Below are 22458 nucleotides of genomic sequence, written 5' to 3'. Positions count from 1 at the left end.
TAATTTAGATGATTTCCTAAAGAAACCTTTATTCGCTCATCTAGCTACTTCATCAGAGGAAGGACCTAAAATCACCTGTATGGTTTCATTGGGAAGAGGAATGCTTATGGATTATCGGTACACCTGCAACAGACAGCCTTCCTGGCCGATTAGAAAAAAATCCTAAGTGTGCTTTAGGAATTGTGGAGCGATCCATTAACAGGTATGGTTCTTCATGCAGGATTTAGAGGAGAGGCAACGATCGAACCCTTTGATTGGAGGATAACTAGACGTTTGCTCGTGCGTTACCTGGGTCCAGACGAAGAGAGGGGGGCCCCCTATGTTCAAAGAATTAGGAAATCACAACATTCTGGTGAAAATAGTGCCGGAAACGTTTGTAGTGAGAGAGCAATCGTATCAGCCTAGTTTATAGAAAATGAGATGATGAAGCACTTCATGGTTACAGATTGAACATCTTTTTAAAAGTCTCCATAGCTTCTATCTGTTGTGCTTTGGAAGCTTCTGGTGCTGTGTCTTCTGTCATTGACTCCATATATTCAGTATAGCGGTCCAGAATCATGGATTGCTGCATGGCCATATGAAGATGAATATTCCGCACGTTTTTGGCTTTCATTCTAAGAGAAGATTCGAAATTATTGTTCGCCATGGTTTGAGCTGACGTCTTCAGCTCAGTCCACATATTTTCTTGACTCATTCCAACAGAAGACACCTGACAATTAATTTCAACAGGCTCCCAATTTTGTAAATCCGCTGTTGTAATTTGCTCGTTTTGATTTGGATTCATTAAACCGATCATTACTTTCACATGGTTTTTCATGATTACATACTGCTCGTAGGCGATTTGCTTGACTGTCGGATCTTCAAGACTGCAAATGAATGATGCGAGTTTATCCAACTCTGCTTTATGAACAGGCAAGTGTTCAGACATAAGACTTAAATCAATCATTTTTAAAATCATCGTAATCCTTCCTCCTTCTCATTTATACTTATTTCATAGGTGTATAAAAATGACTGGAACCATCATGAGGGTTTTATGTTTTTGAGTAGGATAAGAAATTCACCCTCGTTCAAACTAAGGAAAACTGGAACCGGGTGATATATGATGACTTTATTTCGACTTGGATATGTTGCGATGAGTGTAAACCTTCAAAATGCTTCCCCATCACAAACCATGACCTACAAAGCTTTTAGCAAAATCCGTGATCGTGAAGCTGCAATTAGAAAGCTTGAAAGAATTGCAAAAGCGAATATCCATAGCTGTTTACGTTTGCTTAAGCACAACAAAACCCACGATATTGAATTCTTTAGGTTGAGTTCAAGGCTCGTTCCGCTCGCTACTCACGAAGAATTACAAGGGTGGGACTATTTATCACCTATTAAAGAAGATCTTAAAGTGCTCGGTAATTACGCAGAACAGAACCGGATGCGTCTGGACTTTCACCCAGATCATTTTGTAGTGTTAAACTCCCTTGATCAAGAGATATTTAAAGCATCTCTAAAAGTGTTGAAATACCATTATCTATTGCTGCATGAGATGGGCATTGATCCGACTCACCGCTGTGTGTTCCATTTAGGAGGGCGGTATGCAGATAAAGAGAAGTCTCTTGAACGCTTTATTGATAACTGGTCACTAGTACCTAAAGGTATTCAAAAAGTTGTGATGATCGAAAATGACGATACGTCGTACACGCTAGAGAATTGTTTGTATGTGTGTGAGAAGTTGAATATTCCTCTTGTTTTTGATCTCCATCATCACCTTGCCAATCACGATGGAGAAGAGTGGGAAGATCATTGGGAGAGAGTGGTAAGTACTTGGTCTCATTCCCCGCTGCCAGTTAAAATGCATATCTCGAGCCCGAAGAATGAAAAAGAATTTAAGAGCCATGCAGATTTTGTAGATGTTGAGATGTTTCTGGACTTCGTGGAAAAAGTCAACGGTACAACGGGGACAATTGATTGCATGATTGAAGCGAAGCAAAAAGATAATGCAATTTTCAAGTTAGTAAATGAGCTGAAAGAACACCCTAACATCGAAATGAAAACAGAGAGTACATTTAAATGGAAGGATTAATGCAAAATCCAGCGCTTTTCATAAAAGAAAAGCGTTTTTTTGGTGCCTTTTCCTGACTATCTCATAATTAAATTATTGCTAAAGGAAAAAGTTAGCATCTTTCCTTATATGAGTGGTTAGGAGAATTGATTGCTCGGCAACGTTTTCAAGTGATTAAGCATCGGACCCATGAAAAGAAGTCAGTAAAGTATAACAGAAAAGGGATAAACTGCAGCAAGCTACCACATGTGGTAAGCGCATCCATAAAAGTACACCATGGGGAATGGGCTTTTTGACTCTTTTTTATATCGGATAGTAATATAGGCTTGCAAAATTGTCGCGTAACCTTCATATTTAAGGGAAAAGGAGGTCCGATATGCGACACGATATAAAACCAAATGAGAGAGCTTTCTCTTCTAAAGAAGTGGCCGAAGAAGTAGGCATTGCGACGCCTACGGTTAGAAAGTACGGTCAAATTCTTGAGAGATATGGATATGAGTTCTTCAAAGATCGCGACCGCCGCATCTTTGTACAATCCGATATCGAAGCGCTCATAGCGATACGCGATACGGACAAGCCCTTAGATGATATAGCAAGAGAACTGGTAAAACAACAGAAAAGCAGGTTGGAAAACCCTGGTCAAAACGAAGTAGCGGTATCCGATACATATGATCAATCACTACAAGATAATGACCAGTTGAGAGAGTTCTTGAAGCTTATCTCCCAGGAGCTTGCCGCTTCCCGTGAAATGAATGTGCAACTCCAAAACGATATGGCAGAACTGAAAACAACGGTATCACGTCTCCAACAAGACCACCATGTCATCAGTGCCGGTGTCGGTAACTCTGCTCAAAAAACACAGGCTAAGCTTGAAAAAATGACAAAGCAGCAAGAAAATTATTATGAACAGCTGCTTGAGCAGGAAAGAGAAAAAAGTGAAAGCCTCCAGGAAGAGTTGCAACTAATGAGGGAAGAACAGAAAAAGGAATGGCGTTTGCAGAATGATTATAATCGTCGGTTGGAAGAATCTGTGAACCGTAAGTCAGAGGGTGGTTTCTTTGAAAAACTTCTTTCATTATTCCGTAACTAAGACTTTTATATAGAGACGCTTGGATCTCGTTTGGTTCAAGTGTTTTTTGTTATTAATAAATAATCTCCCGTTTAAAAAAAGGAAGTATTATTCTTTCTCTATTTACATACTCTATAACTAATAGAATGGATCATAGGGAGATGAATACCAAATGGCATTCACGTACGGTAAGAGAGAGCTGATTGTAGATTTGCAAGAGGTATTTGCTAAACATAATGTTCAGTCTATTAAAGTTGATCATCCGGGTACTCTATTTTTTGTAGAAGCGGACGGTTCGCTCACAGTCGGTACAGGAGCCACCATTGTAGCATTTGACCAGCATCCAGACGATAAAAAAGCAGCAAAATTTAAACTGATTAACGGCGGGAATAACAGAACAAAATAAAATGTATGAAAATCAAAATGTCCTGAGCGCTATAAAGCTCAGGACATTTTTTATGATCACAGCTTAGTTGGATTTTTTCCAATAAGCAGCTTCCTTATTCGAACGAAGAGGAGGGAATGTATCTCCATTGCTTAATTCGATATGTTTTTCATCCTCTGTAATGTTGCTCTCATTTCCACCATCCACTAAACCGTCGAATTTGTATGTTCCTTTTTCTGGAGCTTTTTCACCTGTCTTATAACGATCAGCCATTTTTTCATCCTTCCTTTCCTTTTTTTGTAATTAATGTGCGCACATAAGCTATATAACCATAAACTTACAATTAAAAACCATATTTTTGAAAAATGAGACGATTGTATGATTACAGAAAATATACTGTCACTTATCTTTCATTTCCTGGGTAATTTAATTTCCATTGGTTTTAATAGAGAGTTTATTAACGACCAATTTCCACCACATAATATTATAAATACTGTATATTCAGTAAATTAAAGTTGGCATAAAAATTGCATGATATAAAGGCGAAAACAAAAATAGAAAGGAGAATGGTAGATGAGGAAGTGGTTATTTCTTTTGCTGGTCGTTTTCTTAGTAGTCACATCTCAGTTTGGTGTTACGCATGCAGAGAAAAAAGAGGAGGGCATTAAAGGAAATCTTGTTATTGTTGGAGGGGCTCTCGGCAGCAGTAACGCAGAAATCTATCAAGAGTTCATCAACCTTGCAGGAGGAAAAGATCAAGCTAAGATAGGAATTGTTCCCGCAGCTTCAAGTTCTTTGAAATCTACTCATAAATTTAAGGAGGATTTAATCTCATATGGTGTAGATGAATCATCTATTGAGATTCTACCGCTTTCGTCACATGACTTTAAAGGAACGGCTGATAACGAAAGAAAATGGAAGAGCAATGCACAAAAGAACAAAACCGTCGATCAGATCAAAGGACTGACAGGAATCTGGTTTGTTGGTGGAGATCAACTAAAGATTACCGAGACACTTTTGAAGAAAAATGGTAAACAAACAAAAGCCTTAGAGGCCATTTGGGACATATATAGAGAAGGAGCAGTTTTAGCCGGTACAAGTGCTGGTGCTGCGATTATGAGTGACGTAATGATAACGGGTGGAGACAGCTTAGGAGGCTTTCATCAAGAATTTGTAGAAGAAGATATTTCGAATCCTGAGGAAGAATATGTTCCTGTGTACATAGAAAAGGGGCTAGGGTTCTTTCAATGGGGAATTGTAGACCAACATTTTAATGAGCGTTCACGCTTAGGAAGGCTTGCGGCCACTGCATTAAAATATGAAAAAGATCAATTAGCCTATGGCATTGATGAAGACACAGCCATGGTCGTTCACAATCAAGAAAAAACAGTCGAGATCGTCGGTCGAAGCACAGTGACTGTTGTAGATCCATCAAATGCTCGAAAAGATGGACAAGAAATAAACGACTTAGGTATAAGTTACCTTTCTGCCGGTGATCGATATCAATTCGATGAGAAAAAATACATCATTCTTGATGATAAGGTAACGACAAAAGGCTATGAATATTACAATTTCGAACCACTCCCTGCTACTGGAGTGCTGAGCTCCTATGGTACACTGCCAAACTACCTTTCTTATTCATTGGTAGATAATGAAGCAGTCAATGAAGTACACAGTTACCTATATGATAGTCAAGGGGATGGATTCCAGCTGACTTTTAATCAGGATGAGGACACTGAAGGATTTTGGGGCTATCAAGATGGACAAAAGGATTCCTATTCTCTCCTGCATGTGAATATGCATGTCGAGCCGATTGAGATTGAATTTGAAGAAAGTGATCTTCTATTTAACGATTATCAAAAGTCAACGTTTACTCCGCCGAACTCTACTTTTAATCCTAAATCGAAAGGAAGCTTAGTGATGGCAGGAGGAGCCTTGGGGAGCTCAAATAAGGAGGTGTATGATGCATTTATAGAGAGAGCTGGAGAAGGAGCAAAGTATGCAATCATTCCGGCAGCAAGTTCGAGTCTTAAGTCTTCCCGTGCTTTTATGAAAGATTTGGTTTCTTATGGAGTTGATGAAGCAAACATTGATATTCTGCCCTTATCGAACCATGATTTTAAAGGGACGGAAGAAGATGAAGCCAGTTGGTTGGACAATAAAAACGATTTAAAACTAGCAGAGAAAGTACTAGATTATGAAGGCGTATGGTTTGTCGGCGGGGACCAGACCGATGTAACTGCAACGCTGCTTAACGAAGATGGATCTAAGTCGAAGGTACTTGAAAATTTGTGGGAAATCTATGAAAGCGGCGCTGTTTTAGGAGGTACTAGTGCAGGTGCAGCGATTATGAGTGATGTGATGATTGCTGGAGGAGGAAGCTACGATACCCTGGCTAAAGGCTTTACTGAAACCTATGACAGCATGTCTCAGCAAGAAGGTGGCCCCTCTTATCTAGAGAAAGGATTAGGTTTCTTTCCGTATGGGATTATTGACCAGCATTTTGACAATAAAGCACGGTTGGGCAGACTGATTGCTACAACCTTTGCTCACGGTGAAGATGGAGAATTTTCCTATGGAATAGACGAGGATACAGCCATGATTTTTGATAGCAATAAACAAACGATCGAAGTAGTAGGAAGAAGTGGCGTTTCCGTAGTTGATTTAACAGAAGCTAGGCAGCCTGCTTCGTCTCCATCAAGTTATGAAGACATCCAGTTGTCATGGCTAACCTCAGGGGACCAACTAGAATTGAATACGAAAAAAGTCTCCATAAGTGACCATAAAGTTTCAACATCAGACTATGAATATTTTTACTATGAAGCAGCTCCTCACTCTGGTGTCTTGACTCCGCATCCGATGATAGGAAATTTTCTATCCTATACGTTACTGGATAATGAAAAAGAACAAGAAGTGAAGAGCTACAGCTTTAATGAAGGGAAAGGTTTTGAGTTGACGTTTAAGAAAGGAGAAGGCACAGAAGGTTTTTGGGGGTATAAAGATGGTAACAAAGATGATTACTCTTATATTAACGTGTATTTAGATATTCAGCCTATTGAAGTTGATATTGAACATACAAATTAACACTAAGAACGGCCATCTTTGTAAAGCAAGATGGCCGTTCTATTTTAGTAACTGTACTTAACCCGATTGTTTGCAGGCAAAATAAGAGAAACAAGGTAAAGGTGAAAACTATATTCAAGGACCCCTAGGATGATGGCTGAGATCGTTGAGGCAAGTAGAATCGAACCATCCGTTGTGAAAAATAAGGCACTACTTATCCAAACAACTAAAAAGGTTAAGCCAATATCAGCAGCTGTAGCCGTAACGTTGTTGGTCTTCGGGAGCAAGAGCCGGTCTCCAGCTAAGTAAGAGAGAGAACCAAGTAAAATACTTAGAAGGATAACACTGATTAAAGATACTTCATATCCAAGACTTAATACCAGGTAAAGGGAACCAATGGTAAATATCCCTTTGATACTTATAGCCTTCAGCTCTTCCTTAAGGACAGCTCCTTTTAAAAATATCGTTTACTTAGCGATTTCCTTTATAAACGATTAATAAACTAATATTGGTAAAAGGGTAGAGTGTAACTACTATTTATAAGGAAGAGATTTTCTAAAGCTAGCCTAACTAGATGAATCTAACGGAAATAATAGGTTAATTTTCTTAGGTAAAAGATAATAGTTAGGTTTTCAATCATATTTCAGATATTTCAAAAATTTTATAAATAGGGATTTTGTGGAAAAAACAGTTTAAATCAACGGCAATCGAGAAATTGTATTTATGCAGACGATAATTCAAAAGGAGGTTAGTCGGAATGGCAAAAAACAATCAAAGCAGCATGACAAGAGAAGAGGCTGGTCGTAAAGGCGGCAAGAAAACAGCACGAAAATACAATCAAGAACATTTTGAAGAGATTGGTCAAAAAGGTGGCGAAAAAGTAAGTCAGGAATACAGCCAAGAACACTTTGAAAACATCGGGCAAAAAGGCGGAGAAACAACAAGCCAAGAGTACAGCCAGAAACACTTTGAGGATATTGGCCAAAAAGGTGGAGAAACGACTAGCCAAGAGTATAGTCAGGAGCATTTTGAAGAGATCGGTCAAAAGGGTGGAGAAACCACCAGTCAGAAATATGGCGAAGAGCATTTTGAGAAGATTGGAAAAAAAGGCGGCCGTAATTCAGGAAATGTCTCCAACCAAAACTCCTGATTCACGACCGCAGCAAAAAATTAACCATCTATAATTCTAACGGAGGTGCATATTCATGGCAAATCAACAGTTTAAGACAGGTGAAAAGGCTCCAGAAACCGGTACGTATAAAGTGGACAAGCTTGTGAATGGGAATTCCAGTAAGGATAATACTGAAATCAAACTGGAAGAAGGCGAACAATTTCCACCTTCTCCATCAGAGAATGAAGCGGCTTATTGGGTTAAGCGAGCATAAAAAAATCTAGATAGAACACAGCTGATCGCTGTGTTCTTTTTTTTGACCAACTTTTAACCTAACTGGTGAGTAAAGAAAGTAGGTTATGAACTAGACACAATCTTTGTTTATGGGACAAATGTTTTGTTTTTTCGATAAATAGAGGGAAGAGAATATACAAAATAGAAGTACATAATTGTTAGAAATAGAAAATAATGGAGGGGGGCATGCATGATTAAAAAGAAGAAGTTAGCCTTAATATGTAGTTCCGTTGTCCTTTCAGCTGGTTTAATCAGCCCAGTTTATGCAGCACCTAATGATACAAACCCTGGAACACCGGAAAACCAGGAGTACGCAATCTCCGGTTTTATCAGCCACGCCGAGTTAAGTAAAAAACTTCAGCAAATTGAAAAAAGCAGCAGCGGAATAGTCGATGTTGAAGTGGCTGGTTACTCGAATCAAGGTCGTGAAATCTATACAGCTACTGTAGGTACAGGGGATAAAGTTATTCTTATCCAAAGTGAAATTCATGGGAATGAAAAAACCGGAACAGCTGCTTTATTAAATATGCTGCAACAACTTGGTTCCAATAATTCTGCAGAGTTTCAAAGGATAAGAGAAGAAGTAACGATCGTGGCAATGCCGATGATTAATCCAGATGCTACGGAGTTAAATCGCCGTGGAAATGATTTATCCTGTAGCGAAGTTGAGGAAGATTTTCCTCAATTAAAGGGCGTTGAGCCTTCTTGGAACTATTACACATACACAAACCAATATTGGGACTATGCATCTAACCCAGGGTTTGATGTGAATAGAGATTTTAATCCAGACCTTGACTATGAACCTCAAGCAGAAGATTTTCCTGGCAATTCCTCCGAACCAGGTTGGTACATTACTCCTGAAGCTCAAACAGTACGAGATGTTTACAAAGGCTTAATGAATGAATTCGGTAAAGTAGATGTGTTTGTAGACTTACATCACCAGGGCGAGTATTTTGTAGAAGGTACGGACGATAAGGTGACCTTATCTATTTCAGGTGACTTTGTTCCGAACCCTGATAGTGAAGAGGGAGCGAAATACAACGAATATGCGGATACCTACAATGAAGAATTTTCTAAGCAATTAAATGTAGCCGCTTATGATGCGTTACAGGTGAAAGGGAACTCACCGTTTGACAATATAACCCTCTACCCGCAAAACCTTGACCTTCCTGGAACAGCACTTGGTTCTTTTGCACTGAATGGTAGTGGAGCTGTTCTATTTGAAGTGACTGGTCAAACGCAAAGTTATGGTCAGAAGAAGAGAGGGCAATTAGTTAAAGCGGTCGAAACAGGGGTGTATGGAATTATAAACGGTGTCGCTACAGGTGAAGTTTACAATATAGATGCTGGTGAGTATGACGATATACCTTTAACAGACCGTGATCAAGATTACGGCTTTTAATAAACGATAAGCCTCATCTATAAGTATTTTTGGAAAAGTATATAAGCTGTTTTATATACTTTAAGGCGCATAAGATAAAAGAATGCTGAGTCAGAATGATATGTTAGCCAAAGAAAGCCTGTCTTATCTTTCCGGACAGGCTTTCTTTGGTTTTATTCAATTCTTAAGACAGAATACAAATATTTGAATGGTGTTCATTTTAAGTATTAATGAAGTTCTTCCCTTAATTCATTCAAAGATACTTCCTGCTCATTTTCGGGCTGGTCAAGCGGGTAGATTCTAGCCGTACCGTTTTGTTCATCAACATGCTGGATATAGATCGGCTGATTATTGTACGTAACGTTAGCCATGATTGGAGATTCAGATATTTCTTGCGCTCTTTGTCTATTCATATGAGGGTACCCTCCTTTCTAAAATTAATGTTGGCCTCAATAGATCTTGATATACGTAAATAAGACTACTTAGTGAAGGGTTTGAGGAACTGGCTAAGAATCTTTAAAGTCTTTTTATGTCTCCCGGTGACAATGCTTTCTATAGCTTTTACACGAAGAGCTTTGGTCACAAGATCGAATTGATCATTGTTTAAACTTTCTACGGTCTTTCTAAGCGCCAAAGAGTCTTGGTAATCTTTATAAAGTGGCTTACAGAGTTTTTCATAATCACCAAGTCCGCATATATCCTGAGCAGCATAGATTCCGCTAAGAATCGAGCCTGTTTGGCCGAACCCTAAGAAAGGTTTAATGGCTCCAAAGCAGTTCCCAGCGAAAAACGTATTACCGATTCTAGGATAGTCACATTTACCAACCACATAATCTCTAATTGAAAAATTTTCCTCAATAGTTAGGGTCTGATTAAGCGTCTTAGAGGCGCGGTTCACAGCTTCAGTCCAAAGTCTTTCTTTGTTTTGAACCATTTTTTCATCGTATTGAGGGTAAACTAATACAAGTGAGGCTTGGGTTTCGGAATGAGGGAGGAAGTACACGAGTCCCTTCGGTGCAAGCTCTGTGTCAAACCATGTATGAACTTCATTTCGAATAAAATTTCCTTTTACAGTCGCCCCGGCAAAGGTAGAGGTGAACTCGACTTTAAAAGGTTGAATCTGTTCAGTGTCTAAAGGTTCGCCACTCGCTAATACGACGTGGCTATATTCTTTTGAGATCTCTTGGTAAGTGACGTGATGATTGCAATAAATCCGGCTAGAGACAAGCTGCTCTGCTAATTGTTTTTCATAGGCTTCCTTATGGTTACCGCGCATATTAACAAAGCCTAATTTTCCTTCAGCAAAAGCCGATTCATTTGGCGAGTGTACATGGATCTTTTGAATATTGGTAGTAGGTTTTAAATGAATATCATGGTTTTCAGAAAGAAACTGGATCATATTATCAACAGGTCCATGAAGAATAGGAGTCATCAACTGGGCAAGTTTAATATCAAAGCCAATCTCTTTTTGTTTTTCAAATATATCCGCAGAATGTCCGTGCTTTTCGAGGGTCAATGCAAAAGAAAGCCCGGCCAGTCCTGCCCCGATGATCGCTATTTTCATGAATGTCTCCTCCTTTCGTATATTGTTCGAATAGGAAGATGGTTTTATTCTTATATGATGTGGAGGCGTGTAATTGAATATAAAAATTAGAGAAGAACAAATTGAAGATTACCCATTAATGGAAGGCTCGCTCGATGAGGTTTCAGAATGGTTACAATATCCACGCCCATTTCTGGAGTGATCCACTATAAAAAAAGAAACACTTAAAATACCTTGGAAAAGGGTACATAGGAAGTAAGTTCTTCTAAATAATGAAAGGGATGGTAAGGGATGTATAACAAAATTATGGCGGCATATGATGGATCCGAAGGAAGCTTGAAAGCTCTTGAACATGCGGTAGAGTTAACAAAAGTAAACCACGCTCAATTGGTGGTTGTCCACGTAGAGAAAGAAGAAGCCAGAGATCCGTTTGATTCATTAACCTCTGGTAGTGATATGAGTGTGAATTACGGTGGTGCCGACGTAAAAGCTTATGAAGCGAATATCAATGAAAAGGAAAAGGCTCCAAGTGACTTAAAAACCAAGCATAGCGATCATGAAATTTTTACAAAGGCAAAGAAACTCGCTGGTCAAGAAGGGGTCTCGGTCTTTTATGAAGTGTTAAAAGGTGACCCTGTCAAACGGTTAAGCCACTATGCTTCTAATCATGAAGTAGATGTGATTGTAATAGGAAGCCGCGGTGTCAGCGGCATTAAAAAATTCATGTTAGGAAGCATTAGTGAAAGAGTAGCAAAAGAAGCAACTGTACCGGTAACGATTATCAAATAGAGCATAAACTAATCCTGCCTCCATGGATGTTGAGGCAGGATTGTTTTGTTGATAGCTTTTTTAGAAATGTTTTGTCATTATCCTCAGAAAGGCAGTTGTAAAGGATGTTCTTTTAGTGTAAAATTACACCAATATACAAATGAGGAGTGTTGACATGGCCCCTACAATTCCTGGATGGTTATTAATCATTTGTTATTTGGGTTTCTTCGGTACTTTTCTCGCTGCTGTACGAATGTTAATCAAACGCAAGATGGTGACATCTACAGTGATAACAGTTCTCTTGCTACCAGTCTTTGCATTCATCAATGTCATGGGTGCTATATCTAGAACAGATCAAAACGAACTACAATACTGGGTAACAAGTCTTTATGCAATGGAAGGGTGGGCATGGGTTTCGTTTGTTATATTGGTCTATTTCTTATCCTGGTGGTATCAAGCATTGAGGAAATAATAAGGAGGCTTGCTTTTATGAGTGTGCTTGTAACTGGTTTTACAGGAAAAGTAGGTTCTGAAGTGGCGAAGAAATTAAAGGAAAAAGGAATCGATTATATATGTACAGTAAGAAATGTAGAGGAATCTCAAGAAAGGTACGGAACACAATTCAATTTAAAAGCATTTGATTTCACGGACCCTTCTACATTTGATTCGGCTTTGGAACAAATCGATCAAATCTTTCTCATGTACCCGCCTGGAGATGATTTAAAGTTTGAACAGTTTTTACATAGAGCTAAGGAGAGAAATGTTAAGCACATTGTTTATCTTTCAGTAAAGGATGTCCAATATCTGCCGTTCATCCATCATTTTAAAAATGAAAAATTAATACGAAAGCTAGGATTGCCTTATACATTCATTCGTGCCGGCTATTTTATGCAAAATTTAACAGACTTCCTTGGAAATGAGATTAAAGAGAGGCAGCGAATTTTTATACCCGCGGGAAAAGGAAAGACCAGTTTTGTTGATACGAGGGACCTTGCTGAAGTGGCGGCTGAAGTTTTTCAAAATCCAACAAATCATCGTAATCAAAAATATGTGGTCACTGGTGACCATGCCCTGGACTTTTACGAGGTCGCTGAACAAATGACCGAAGTTCTCAGGGTAAACATTTCTTATGATAATCCTTCCGTCAAAGAGTTTAGGAAATACATGATAAAAAAAGGGATACAGGAGGATTTTGTGAAGGTTGTTATCGGTATTCATTTCCCAACAAAATTAGGGCTTGCTAGAGGAATTAGCCATGATTATGAGAAGCTTACAAACAAAAAACCGATACGGATGAAAACTTTTATTGCCGATAACAAAGATCGCTGGCTGAAACCAGGGGGTCCCTAGGACTTCTTAAAGGAAGAGCACTCCAATGATGATTAAGCCAATAGAAATGAACTTTCTTCGGCTAGCCTCCTCATTGAATAGAAAAATTCCAAATAAGGTAGTAGCAGCTATAGAAACCCCGGACCACACAGCATAAGCTATCCCAATTTCTAGTGTCTGGACACTTAAGGTTAAAAAGTAGAGGCAAAGCCCAATGAACCCGAAAGATGCTGCACTGGGAAGAAAACGTCGGAATCCAGATGATAGTTTAACGCAAATGTTGCCTAATGTGGCAAAGAATAATGAGAGGATTAAATATCCCAATGTCACGCACTCCTTTTTCTAATAGATTTTATCTTTCTTCCAGGTTTTAAGGTGAGCCCGCAAATTCCAACGATGATGATACCTACGCCTAGCAGTTTGGAAATAGTGACAGATTCATTAAAAATTAAAATCCCTAAGATGGTTACAAGAGTCGTTCCTCCCCCAGACCAGAGAGCGTTAATCTTTCCTATCTCGTGGTTTTTTGTAATGAGGATATAAAGACTTAATGCCAAGCTGTAGCTTACTACAACCACCACACTTGCTCCAAGATCACTGAAGCCGTTCGTGTGTTTCATATATATAGCCCCAATGACCTCGAAAATGACGGAAACAAATAGTAGAACGTACACGTTACTCATCCCAATCATCCTCCATGTCTGTGATCTACTACCATCATAAAAGCTAAGGAGCGTTTAACGGTACTATTGATTAGTTATGCTTTTATAACCTATAGTTATAATAAATCTTTAAATGATGATTATACATGAGCTAAAGTTATAGATGGGGGTAGAAGTATGTTACAAAAACTTAAGTACTTTATCGAAGTAGCTCAGCAGCAGAGTTTTACGAAGGCTGCTGATACCTTGTTTATTTCACAACCAGCCTTAAGTAAGCAAATGAGACTATTAGAAGAGGAGCTTGGCTTTTCCCTCTTTAATCGCTCGGTAAGAGGAGTGAAGTTGACCGAGAAAGGGAAAGGGCTATACCAAGAATTACGACCGCTTTTCACCGAAATTGAGAAGACAGTCACTCATTACCAGGGACATGACAAAGTCCGGTTTGGATCTACTCCTTTCTTAAGCTCGTATTTCTTACATGAGTTTTATGGGAATCTTGAGCGGGCAAACTTCTACGTAACGGCTATTAGGGATGATAGTCAAGATTTACTGCCTCTTTTAGAAAACGATGAAATTGATGGAGCGATCATCCAGGATGTACCTACTTACAAAAAGCTCCGCTCCACTCTGTTGTTTAAGGATGAGTTTGTTGCTGCCATTCCTGTCTCGTTCCATTTGGCCTCTAAGGAAGAGGTCTCCATCGATGAGTGCATGATGGAAACACAGATCATTCCTCCAGAAGGATCACTGTCCGAACAAATCCGTGCCATTAGAAACGAGCATCATTATAAAGGGAAAATAGTTGAAAGCCATTACCATGCCATGGCAGGACTCGTATCCCTGGGCGTAGGTATCGCTTATCTTCCAAGTATTATGGTGAAACAAATCGAATATAAGGGAGTAGTCTTTCTTCCTATTCAGAGGAGTCCATTAGTCCGTCACATGTACTTGTATGCGACGACGTTGGAAATGCTCGACTATTTACAACGACTATTTACGAAATAAATTGTAATTAACCATAAAAAAGGAGAGGTTTGATGAGTAAAATAGCTCTAGTAACGGGAAGTTCAAAAGGCTTGGGCAAAGCGATAGCGTTAAAATTAGCTGAACAGGGAAGTAAAGTGATAGTAAACTTCAATCGGGACGCTGAGAAAGCACAATCGGTCAGAGATGAAATCGAGAATCTTGGTGGGGAAGCAATGGCCATCCAGGCAGATATTACTCAGGAAGATGAAGTTAAAAGATTAGCGAATGAAGCTGAAACTCTGTTTCAAGAGCCGATTACGATCGTTGTCAATAATGCGACAGGACCTCAGCCCGAGTTTTCTTTGGAAGATGTGACGTGGGAGGATTACTTAGACCAATTGCACTTCTCTGTAAAAGCCCCCCTTCTATTAACAAAAGAATTGATGGGAGGAATGAAGAGGAAAGAATGGGGGAGGATCGTCAATATTGGAAGTGAAGTCGTGGAGCTCGGTAATCCTCACTTTTCCAACTATGTAACGGCCAAGTCTTCTGTTATTGGCATGACAAGGTCTTGGTCAAATGAGTTAGGGGAGTACGGTATTACCGTTAACGCGGTACATCCTGGGTTCATTCCAGTAGAACGGCACGGGGAAGTGACTGAAGAAAGTGCGAAAGCGTATGTCCAGCAGGTACCATTAAAAAGGTTAGGTAAACCGGGAGACATTGCAAATACTGTAGGCTTTTTATGCAGTGACGAAGCCGAGTTTATCACAGGGCAGAATATCAATGTGAACGGCGGAAACACGTTCGGTGTTTAGAGAAAAGGTTCTTGTCTAAGGAAGGGCAAGGACCTTTTATTTATTATCTATAAAACAAATCTTTGGGCTCAATACCTTGCTCGAGGGAATTTCATGTTAAAGTAAAAGTAATCTATATTTGCCGATAGAAGCAACTAATCGATGTAGATTTGTTGCGATTGGCTGTAAGAAGGAGGTTTGCTTATGAGTCGATATTCCTTTAGTGATACCGATGAAGCTGCAGACCGTTTGCACATTATTGACAAAATGTTTGGTCCGTCTAGCCGCAAGTTTATTAAAAAGACAGGAAATCCCTGTGTACCATTAGCGCTTGATCTTGGTTGCGGTCCAGGAAACACAACCCGAATGATCGCGGAAGAACTCCAGCCAGACAAAGTGGTCGGGGTTGATATATCTTCTTCTCATCTTTCACGAGCCAACAATCTCGACAACATTACTTTTATCCAGCATGATGTAACCCAAACACCTTTTCCAACAGGAGCCCCTGATCTCATTTACGCTCGTTATCTTTTGACTCATTTACCAGATGTAAGGAATGTAGTTGAAAATTGGGTAGAGGAATTACAAAGTGGAGGACAGATTCTTTTGGAAGAGAATCTTTGGATAGATTCGAACCATCCTGTCATTATTCAATACTTTAAAATCGTCGCAGATCTTATCAAACATAACGGTGGTGACTTATATTCAGGAAGGCAATTTTATGGGCTGAGTGAAATTCCCAATATAAAAATTACTTATCATGAAGTAGAGAAGGTGTCGCCGCCTGTTGATCTTGTAGCTCAGAGTTTCTGCCTGAATTTCCGTATATGGAAGCAGCATCCGTTTATTACTGAAAGGTATGAGCCCGGCTTTTTGAATGAAATGGCTGAACAGCTACAATCTCTTCAAAGGGAGCCAGGAGATACAATTATAGAGTGGGGAATGAGCCAACTTGCAATTGAAAAAGTTGAGGAATAAATCCCGCGTTTTATTATATTAAAGTATCATGGATATATTCAATGTAGGCTGGACGATCGCAGTTGATCAACTAGGGATGAATCGAAACGCGTGTCCCGAGGGGAATTGTACGTGCAAGTTCCTCCACATTACGATTATGCATCCGAACGCATCCCTTAGACACGGCCTTGCCAATTGAACTAGGATTGTTTGTTCCATGGATGCCATAATGCTGTTTGGATAGACTCATCCACATCGTGCCGAATGGACCACCTGGATTAGGTGCTTTGTTTACGATAATGTAATTGCCGACAGGAGTAGCACTGAGCATCTTCCCTACGGCAATCGGGTACTCTTTTTGCAAAACTCCATTGTTGAAGAGTCTGAGCTTGCGCTGGTTCAGTGAAATATCAATTTTATATGGAAGTTCGCTTGGATCAGGAAAACCAGGAATCCTAATCTTTTGACCGGGATAGATTAAATTCGGGTTTATTGTTGGGTTTGCCTGGATGATGGCCTGTAGAGGTGTTCGGTAATCTCGAGAAATTTGAGTAAGCGTTTCGCCTTTTTTGACCGTGTGGAGCATGGTGCCCACCTCCAATAGTCTGTAGTATTACATTGTATGTGAGCGAAAGATTTTCTTTCGTGCAGCCCCTTGGGGATTATTCATAAGATTGGAGGGGATCATGTGAATGAAGAAAAAGAGGACCAAAGAAGCATACTTCACAAGCAGCAAAAATACATTGGCTATCTAACCATCGTCTTTGCTTTTATATTGGCATTTAATAAATTGACAACAGATCAAATCGATCTATTTATGTTTACCCTCACTGGACTCACTTTTTTACTTTGGAGTTACTATTCATTTATGGCAAAAAAGCCGAACAGGGAGATGTGGCGTATATGGGAGCGGATGTGGGGCGAACGGAGAACTCTTTATCTGGCTGCTCATATGGCTTTTCCTATTATTCTTTTAACCATAGCTTTTCTCTTTACGGACCTGAATTGGTTTATTACTGTAATAGGCGCTATATTTTTTGTATTAACTATATATAAAACCGTTTATAAACAATGGGAAAAGAAAAAGCATTACCTTAAATTACATAACGGTAAACAGTAAGATTATTTTTATTCCCAACATCAATGAAATGAAAACATAAAAGACGTTTCCTATATTGGGAAACGTCTTTCTTTCTACTTCATCAGTACCTCAATATCTCCTACTCCTAGGTCCGCATCGATTTCTATAACCACCTCAGCCCCTTTTTCATAAGCCTCGTTTACATACGTATGATCGCCTTTGACAATCAAGTCCTTGACGTTTATATCTCCAACACCTTTGTCTGCGCTCAGTTTCACACCGACTTCCTTAGGAATATAAATCGTTGTATTGCCAACACCTGAGTCAATGCTTACATTGAAGCTTTCATCCCAAGCACCGGATAGATCGATTGTAACGTCACCCACCCCTGTGTTGATATCCAAATCTTCCAGTCTCATTCCAGAAAGGTTAAGTTCGGAATCAGATACACCTGTATCAACATCTAATTCAGTCGGGATATCCTCATTTAACAGAAGATCCCAACGGGTGTGATTTTCTTTTCCAAAGCCAAAATTAAATTTTTTCCGTTCTTGACTGATATGCAAATCGCCTTGGCTGCCATTAAAATTGTAATCTACTACAGGTTTTAGCTTGGTGTGATCGTAATTAAACTCCCCTTCGAACCAATTCTCTGCCCCTTTAGAAACATTCAATTGACCGACACCTAGTTCAATGTCAACAGATAAGGAATTGGCTTTGTCTCTTTCCACGACCTCTTTCTCGCTTTTTGTATCTCCCGCCTGGGCAAATTGACAGCCTGTCAAAAGCAGGGCGGCACTTACTCCAGCAATACCTAACTGAAAGATTTTCTTCATTGTTATCGCTCCCTTTTTTATCTACTTTCAGTATAGTTTTGAAAAGGCCATACAATAACGACCTCTGGTATAACTTTTATCTACGCCCTGAGGCTTATTTTATAGAATGAGTGATTAAACGAACCATACATTTTATGGTAAAATTTTCATAAGAGCAGAAATTTGTTACCTTGTCCCTGCTTTTGTTACCAATTACGTACTATAGGAGGGAAGAAAAGTAATCATGCTTTGGAAGTCAATCGTGGTACCGGTCTTTATCATTGGTGGTTTTAGTGCTTTATTAGGATGTTCGACTGTGCAAAGCAATGAGACAAAAGTTAACAATCCTGAAGCAAGTCAGACAGCAAATATACCGTCCACTGAAATTATTTGGAAAGAGAGTCCTTTGTTCGAGTCAGAAAACTTATCCTTCATAGGGGTAGAAAACCATCTAGGTTTTACTTATGATGAATCGGAACTCATGAGGTTTTATCCTGGTAAGGTCCAAAAGTATGCTTGGCATTTTTGGGGAAATGAAGAAGAGCTAAATGGGAAACTGATGATAAAAGCCATCCATAAAGAAACGAATAAAGAGGTTACTTTATTAAAAGATCTTGGTTTAATGGGACCGAATAGCGGAGCGGACCGCCACGTCCCTTCCAGTATGTCCCTTCCAGATAGCGGAATGTGGAAGTTAGATGTTTTTATTGGTGGTGATCTCTATGGCAGTGTGATCGTTAATGTATATGAACGTTAATCGGAGCAAGAAAAGAAGCTCAGTTTTTGTTGAACTGAGCTTCAATGATCTAAAATTCATAGCTTAGCAATCTTGCCATCATCGCTGCGAACTCTCCACGTTTAATGCTTTCCCTTGGTTTGAACGTACCATCCGGGTACCCATTGACAATCTCATTCGCTACTAAATTTTGAATATATGGATAGGACCACCGGGTTGGACTCACATCAGAGAATTGGACTTTACTTCTTCCTTCAAGAAAGTAAGCTTTCACTAATAAAGCAGCCATTTCTTCACGGCTCAGGTGAGCATTTGGCCTGAAGGTTCCATCTTTATATCCGGATAGGATGCCGGCTTTCTCCATAGCTCCAATGTATTCATAAGCCCAGTGACTTGGGGAAACATCATTGAAATCGGATTCTTGAGGATAAAGCTCAAGCTCCCTCGCAATTACAGCTGCGGCTTCTGCACGAGTAATTCGATTGTTCAAACCGAATGTCCCATCTGGATAACCGTTCATCAGGTCTTGTTCCACCATATAATTCACATAAGGCTCAGCCCAGGTACCTTTCACATCTGGGAAAGTCATCACTGGCTCTTCGCTAGTATAGTAAACATCAAAAAAATAAGGCTCTTCAGAATCAAAGTCATCTTCCGCATTAAAAACTACAACGTAATACGTTCCAGGGGTTACTCCTTCAATCGTCTCGAAAATGAGCTTTACTCCCTCGTCTATGTAGCCTTCCAGGTTAAGGATCTCCATAATTTCCCCATTGGGTTTAACCAGAAGGGCGACAGGGACAATGTGGTCAGCATATTCATTAGAAACTGTAACAATTTCGATGTCTCCTGAAGAAGGTAAATCCATCTGATAGAAGTCCAAATCTTCATAGGCGTCAAAAACCCCCATGCCCATGCTTCCGAAAGGCACCCAGTCTGCCCATTCCATAGAATCGTTAGGCTCATATTCTGGAAAAATATCAGGATAAATGGAAGAGGCTTTGTATTTTCCTTTTTCATTCGTGGGCTGTTTTTTCATGTTATTAAACTTTTCTTTTAACTCATCCGTTTTCTTTGAGGCTTCTGGGAGTGGCTTGAGTTTGGCGGGCAGTTCGACAGTACTTTTTAGCTCATCAGCTGTAGGTTCTTTTGATGCATTAACTGGTAGGGCAGGTAACAGAAGTCCGGTTAGTAACACTAGGGAAGTGAGTAGTGGAATAGAGCATATCTTCATCATTTTCCTCCTTGTCATCTAGTAAGAGTAAGATGAGTCTATCATAGAGAGGGAGGAAAACGATGTCGTTTCTACCAACATAACTATCACTTTCGTTCAACAATATAGGACAGGTACTGTAAACAGGTGGTTCACTTCCTGTTATTCCTCTTTTGTTCGACTGTTTTTCGTAAGTAATACTAGGGGTTTTAAGGGTTGTGACTAAAGATGTCTATTCGAACAGTAGTACGTGTCTTTATCTTGAAATTGAGTTTTCAGGTAAGGAAAGGATTGAGGAAATCTCAGTTCGAGATAATTTCTGTTTTTTTACCTGATGCTTGTTAATAATATAAATAATCGGATAAGGTAAAATGGGAAGGAGATCGTTTATGAAAATAAATATTAGAAATGAAAGTCCACAAGATTACAAAGTAGTTGAAGAAATTGCTAGGGAAGCATTTTGGAATTTATATTTTCCTGGATGTCATGAACATTTTGTTATACACAAAATGAGAGAACATGAAGATTTTATCAAAGAACTTTCATTTGTGATTGAAGTTGAGGATAATGTTGTAGGTGGTATATATTATACTCATTCGAAGGTAGTATCCGAGGATAATAAAGAATATAAAACAGTTAGTTTTGGACCAGTTTTTATATCTCCTGAATATCATAGGAAAGGACTCGGGAGAAAGTTAATAACTCATTCAATTCAAGTGGCAAAAGAAAAGGAATACCGTGCTATTATAACACTAGGATACCCGTATCATTATGAGCCATATGGATTTATAGGAGGTAAAAAATACAACATATCCATGCCTGATAAAAAATTCTATAAAGGGTTGTTGGTATTACCACTTTACGAAGGTGCGTTGGATGATATGTCTGGTTATGTGAGCTTTTCTGATGTGCTAGAAGTTGACGATGATGAAGTAAATGAGTTCGATAAATCGTTTCCTCCAAAAGAAAAGAAGTTTCAGGAGAGCCAAATTGAATTTGAAAAAGCAGCATCCATGCTTGATGAATAATAATAAGACTCAGATGATGAGGTCGCTGAAAAATAACCTGTGTTTATTATAGAGTTTAAATACAACTAAAGGCAGCGTCAGAGGAGGATTTTTCCATATATCTTGAATTCGAGTTTTTACATAAACGGGGGCGTTTCTCAAACAGATCGCTTCCTTTTTTATTTCTTGATGGAAGATCTTTTTGTTTTTTAAAAATATTCACCTCCTTCTCCTAAATTTATATATATTTTGGTATTGAGTCTTCCGGAATAGGGGACGGTTGTTTAAAAGAACGGTCACTTTTTCACCGAAGGATCAAAAGGGTTAAAATATTAAAAATTATATAGGAGGGGTTTCTTAAGTGGAAATAATTTTTGCTGGGTTGGGGATGCAGAATAAACCCTTTCAATTGATAAAGAATTTGTAAGTTTAATCAACTAGGTAAGCTATTGTTAGGTTGAAGGTGGAATTTTAAAAAAATAGTAGAAAGGGTATAGCTTGTTACAAAGTTTCTAACAAAGGGGAAGGGTTATGAAAATCTATACGATAGGGCATTCCGACCATGACAAGCACCAATTCCTGCAGATGCTTGAGGCTGCTGATATTGAATATGTAGCTGATGTCCGTGCTTTCCCAGCCAGTCGTAAATACCCGCAGTTTAACAAGGAAAGAATGGATGGTTGGCTTAGGGAAGCGGGTCTCGCGTACCGTCATTTTCCGTTGCTCGGTGGCAGGCGGAGCCGGTCAGGCGAGATTGGAGAGGGTCTAAATGACGGGTGGAACAATCGCTCGTTCCACAACTATGCGGATTATACTTTAACGGAAGTGTTTCAAAATGGGCTGGAGGATTTAAAAGCGGAGGCCAAAGAAAAGAATCTCGTCTATATGTGCTCCGAACGGCATCCGGCAAGGTGCCATCGCCTGTTGATCAGTAACTGGTTGCAGGCAAATGGCTGGGAGGTCCTTCATATAATCAACGACTCTAAAGGAAAAACGGAGCTAGTTGGTCATGAACTTGGCCGGTGGGGTTCGATGCCTATTGTGGAAGAGGATGGAACGGTGGTGTATCCGGTGATTAGGAAATAGTGTTAGTGTCTGAACCTCACTCTGCTAAAACTGGGGTTAGGTACTAGCATATATGGAAGAGAGAACTGAAGGATAGTTAATATGGTAACTGCGCTAAAAATCATAGGAATACCTCTTTATATTTTCGGGATGAGTTTATTGATAA

Annotated in this window: 27 protein-coding genes; 17 read left to right on the top strand and 10 right to left on the bottom strand. The window is 39.4% G+C overall.

Annotated features, from left to right (window positions below; all coding sequences use genetic code 11):
- Nucleotides 1-439 precede the first annotated feature (439 nt).
- Nucleotides 440-958, bottom strand: a complete 519-nt coding sequence (locus tag ACRYKC_RS04565; protein WP_433805508.1) for a hypothetical protein — start codon at nucleotides 956-958, stop codon at nucleotides 440-442.
- A gap of 144 nt (nucleotides 959-1102) precedes the next feature.
- On the opposite strand from ACRYKC_RS04565, the gene uvsE reads away from it, so the two are divergent.
- The 3 genes from uvsE to ACRYKC_RS04550 all read left to right on the top strand — a co-directional run bounded on the left by uvsE (nucleotide 1103) and on the right by ACRYKC_RS04550 (nucleotide 3525).
- A complete protein-coding gene (gene uvsE / locus ACRYKC_RS04560; protein WP_433805507.1) occupies nucleotides 1103-2071 on the top strand; it encodes a UV DNA damage repair endonuclease UvsE in 969 nt (322 codons plus the stop codon).
- Between the two features lie 355 nt (nucleotides 2072-2426).
- Nucleotides 2427-3140, top strand: a complete 714-nt coding sequence (locus ACRYKC_RS04555; protein WP_433805506.1) for a hypothetical protein — start codon at nucleotides 2427-2429, stop codon at nucleotides 3138-3140.
- Between the two features lie 151 nt (nucleotides 3141-3291).
- Nucleotides 3292-3525 (top strand): hypothetical protein, encoded by a 234-nt coding sequence (locus tag ACRYKC_RS04550; RefSeq protein WP_433805505.1) that lies wholly within the window; start codon nucleotides 3292-3294, stop codon nucleotides 3523-3525.
- Between the two features lie 63 nt (nucleotides 3526-3588).
- On the opposite strand, the gene ACRYKC_RS04545 is transcribed toward ACRYKC_RS04550, so the two are convergent.
- Nucleotides 3589-3777, bottom strand: coding sequence for a YjzC family protein (locus ACRYKC_RS04545; protein WP_433805504.1), 189 nt, complete (start codon nucleotides 3775-3777; stop codon nucleotides 3589-3591).
- A 300-nt stretch (nucleotides 3778-4077) separates the two neighbouring features.
- Between ACRYKC_RS04545 and ACRYKC_RS04540 the strand changes: the two genes are divergently transcribed.
- A complete protein-coding gene (locus ACRYKC_RS04540; protein ID WP_433805503.1) occupies nucleotides 4078-6588 on the top strand; it encodes a cyanophycinase in 2511 nt (836 codons plus the stop codon).
- 44 nt (nucleotides 6589-6632) lie between these two features.
- Here the strand turns inward: ACRYKC_RS04540 and ACRYKC_RS04535 are convergent, their stop codons facing one another.
- Entirely contained in the window at nucleotides 6633-6998 is a 366-nt protein-coding gene (locus ACRYKC_RS04535) for a DUF2512 family protein (protein ID WP_433805711.1), read from the bottom strand.
- A gap of 326 nt (nucleotides 6999-7324) precedes the next feature.
- Here ACRYKC_RS04535 and ACRYKC_RS04530 point away from each other — a divergent pair, with 326 nt between their 5' ends.
- The 3 genes from ACRYKC_RS04530 (at nucleotide 7325) to ACRYKC_RS04520 (ending at nucleotide 9374) form a co-directional block, all read left to right on the top strand.
- Nucleotides 7325-7717: a glucose starvation-inducible protein B gene (locus ACRYKC_RS04530; RefSeq protein ID WP_433805502.1), complete on the top strand. Its 393-nt coding sequence runs from the start codon at nucleotides 7325-7327 to the stop codon at nucleotides 7715-7717.
- 55 nt (nucleotides 7718-7772) lie between these two features.
- On the top strand, nucleotides 7773-7952 hold the full coding sequence (locus tag ACRYKC_RS04525) for a YjzC family protein (RefSeq protein ID WP_433805501.1): 180 nt from the start codon (nucleotides 7773-7775) through the stop codon (nucleotides 7950-7952).
- Between the two features lie 210 nt (nucleotides 7953-8162).
- Nucleotides 8163-9374, top strand: coding sequence for a M14 family zinc carboxypeptidase (locus ACRYKC_RS04520; RefSeq protein WP_433805500.1), 1212 nt, complete (start codon nucleotides 8163-8165; stop codon nucleotides 9372-9374).
- 206 nt (nucleotides 9375-9580) lie between these two features.
- On the opposite strand, the gene ACRYKC_RS04515 is transcribed toward ACRYKC_RS04520, so the two are convergent.
- Nucleotides 9581-9766, bottom strand: coding sequence for a small acid-soluble spore protein H (locus tag ACRYKC_RS04515; RefSeq protein ID WP_433805499.1), 186 nt, complete (start codon nucleotides 9764-9766; stop codon nucleotides 9581-9583).
- Nucleotides 9767-9831: 65 nt separating this feature from the next.
- Nucleotides 9832-10917 carry an NAD(P)/FAD-dependent oxidoreductase gene (locus tag ACRYKC_RS04510; protein WP_433805498.1) on the bottom strand — a complete coding sequence of 362 codons (1086 nt, stop codon included), beginning with the start codon at nucleotides 10915-10917 and terminating at the stop codon, nucleotides 9832-9834.
- 270 nt (nucleotides 10918-11187) lie between these two features.
- On the opposite strand from ACRYKC_RS04510, the gene ACRYKC_RS04505 reads away from it, so the two are divergent.
- The 3 genes from ACRYKC_RS04505 (at nucleotide 11188) to ACRYKC_RS04495 (ending at nucleotide 13014) form a co-directional block, all read left to right on the top strand.
- Nucleotides 11188-11685: a universal stress protein gene (locus ACRYKC_RS04505; protein WP_433805497.1), complete on the top strand. Its 498-nt coding sequence runs from the start codon at nucleotides 11188-11190 to the stop codon at nucleotides 11683-11685.
- A gap of 154 nt (nucleotides 11686-11839) precedes the next feature.
- Nucleotides 11840-12136, top strand: coding sequence for a hypothetical protein (locus ACRYKC_RS04500; RefSeq protein ID WP_433805496.1), 297 nt, complete (start codon nucleotides 11840-11842; stop codon nucleotides 12134-12136).
- Nucleotides 12137-12153: 17 nt separating this feature from the next.
- A complete protein-coding gene (locus ACRYKC_RS04495; protein ID WP_433805495.1) occupies nucleotides 12154-13014 on the top strand; it encodes an SDR family oxidoreductase in 861 nt (286 codons plus the stop codon).
- Nucleotides 13015-13020: 6 nt separating this feature from the next.
- Here ACRYKC_RS04495 and ACRYKC_RS04490 read toward each other — a convergent pair whose 3' ends face one another.
- The gene (locus ACRYKC_RS04490; protein WP_433805494.1) at nucleotides 13021-13323 is read right to left on the bottom strand and encodes a DMT family transporter; all 303 of its coding nucleotides are present in this window, start codon (nucleotides 13321-13323) and stop codon (nucleotides 13021-13023) included.
- Nucleotides 13320-13676: a DMT family transporter gene (locus ACRYKC_RS04485; protein ID WP_433805493.1), complete on the bottom strand. Its 357-nt coding sequence runs from the start codon at nucleotides 13674-13676 to the stop codon at nucleotides 13320-13322. The genes ACRYKC_RS04490 and ACRYKC_RS04485 overlap by 4 nt, the downstream gene beginning before the upstream one ends.
- Before the next feature lie 156 nt (nucleotides 13677-13832).
- Between ACRYKC_RS04485 and ACRYKC_RS04480 the strand changes: the two genes are divergently transcribed.
- From ACRYKC_RS04480 to ACRYKC_RS04470, 3 genes are all read left to right on the top strand, one after another.
- Nucleotides 13833-14660 (top strand): LysR family transcriptional regulator, encoded by an 828-nt coding sequence (locus ACRYKC_RS04480; RefSeq protein WP_433805492.1) that lies wholly within the window; start codon nucleotides 13833-13835, stop codon nucleotides 14658-14660.
- Nucleotides 14661-14692: 32 nt separating this feature from the next.
- Nucleotides 14693-15439, top strand: coding sequence for an SDR family NAD(P)-dependent oxidoreductase (locus tag ACRYKC_RS04475; protein WP_433805491.1), 747 nt, complete (start codon nucleotides 14693-14695; stop codon nucleotides 15437-15439).
- A 183-nt stretch (nucleotides 15440-15622) separates the two neighbouring features.
- The gene (locus ACRYKC_RS04470) at nucleotides 15623-16396 is read left to right on the top strand and encodes a class I SAM-dependent methyltransferase (RefSeq protein WP_433805490.1); all 774 of its coding nucleotides are present in this window, start codon (nucleotides 15623-15625) and stop codon (nucleotides 16394-16396) included.
- Between the two features lie 70 nt (nucleotides 16397-16466).
- On the opposite strand, the gene ACRYKC_RS04465 is transcribed toward ACRYKC_RS04470, so the two are convergent.
- Nucleotides 16467-16961, bottom strand: coding sequence for a L,D-transpeptidase family protein (locus tag ACRYKC_RS04465; RefSeq protein WP_433805489.1), 495 nt, complete (start codon nucleotides 16959-16961; stop codon nucleotides 16467-16469).
- A gap of 102 nt (nucleotides 16962-17063) precedes the next feature.
- Here ACRYKC_RS04465 and ACRYKC_RS04460 point away from each other — a divergent pair, with 102 nt between their 5' ends.
- A complete protein-coding gene (locus ACRYKC_RS04460; protein ID WP_433805488.1) occupies nucleotides 17064-17495 on the top strand; it encodes a hypothetical protein in 432 nt (143 codons plus the stop codon).
- A gap of 74 nt (nucleotides 17496-17569) precedes the next feature.
- On the opposite strand, the gene ACRYKC_RS04455 is transcribed toward ACRYKC_RS04460, so the two are convergent.
- Nucleotides 17570-18292, bottom strand: a complete 723-nt coding sequence (locus ACRYKC_RS04455) for a toast rack family protein (RefSeq protein ID WP_433805487.1) — start codon at nucleotides 18290-18292, stop codon at nucleotides 17570-17572.
- A 223-nt stretch (nucleotides 18293-18515) separates the two neighbouring features.
- On the opposite strand from ACRYKC_RS04455, the gene ACRYKC_RS04450 reads away from it, so the two are divergent.
- Nucleotides 18516-19028 carry a DUF4871 domain-containing protein gene (locus tag ACRYKC_RS04450; RefSeq protein ID WP_433805486.1) on the top strand — a complete coding sequence of 171 codons (513 nt, stop codon included), beginning with the start codon at nucleotides 18516-18518 and terminating at the stop codon, nucleotides 19026-19028.
- Between the two features lie 49 nt (nucleotides 19029-19077).
- On the opposite strand, the gene ACRYKC_RS04445 is transcribed toward ACRYKC_RS04450, so the two are convergent.
- Nucleotides 19078-20241 (bottom strand): S-layer homology domain-containing protein, encoded by a 1164-nt coding sequence (locus tag ACRYKC_RS04445; protein ID WP_433805485.1) that lies wholly within the window; start codon nucleotides 20239-20241, stop codon nucleotides 19078-19080.
- Nucleotides 20242-20609: 368 nt separating this feature from the next.
- On the opposite strand from ACRYKC_RS04445, the gene ACRYKC_RS04440 reads away from it, so the two are divergent.
- Nucleotides 20610-21248, top strand: a complete 639-nt coding sequence (locus ACRYKC_RS04440; protein WP_433805484.1) for a GNAT family N-acetyltransferase — start codon at nucleotides 20610-20612, stop codon at nucleotides 21246-21248.
- A gap of 564 nt (nucleotides 21249-21812) precedes the next feature.
- Nucleotides 21813-22313 carry a DUF488 domain-containing protein gene (locus ACRYKC_RS04435; protein ID WP_433805482.1) on the top strand — a complete coding sequence of 167 codons (501 nt, stop codon included), beginning with the start codon at nucleotides 21813-21815 and terminating at the stop codon, nucleotides 22311-22313.
- Nucleotides 22314-22458: the final 145 nt, after the last annotated feature.

Origin of the sequence: Halobacillus sp. A1-3, assembly GCF_050971765.1 — a bacterium.
GTDB classification, from domain to species: domain Bacteria; phylum Bacillota; class Bacilli; order Bacillales; family Halobacillaceae; genus Halobacillus; species Halobacillus mangrovi_B.
Note: the sequence above shows the minus strand (reverse complement) of the source record. Positions and strands in the feature narration are given on the sequence as shown.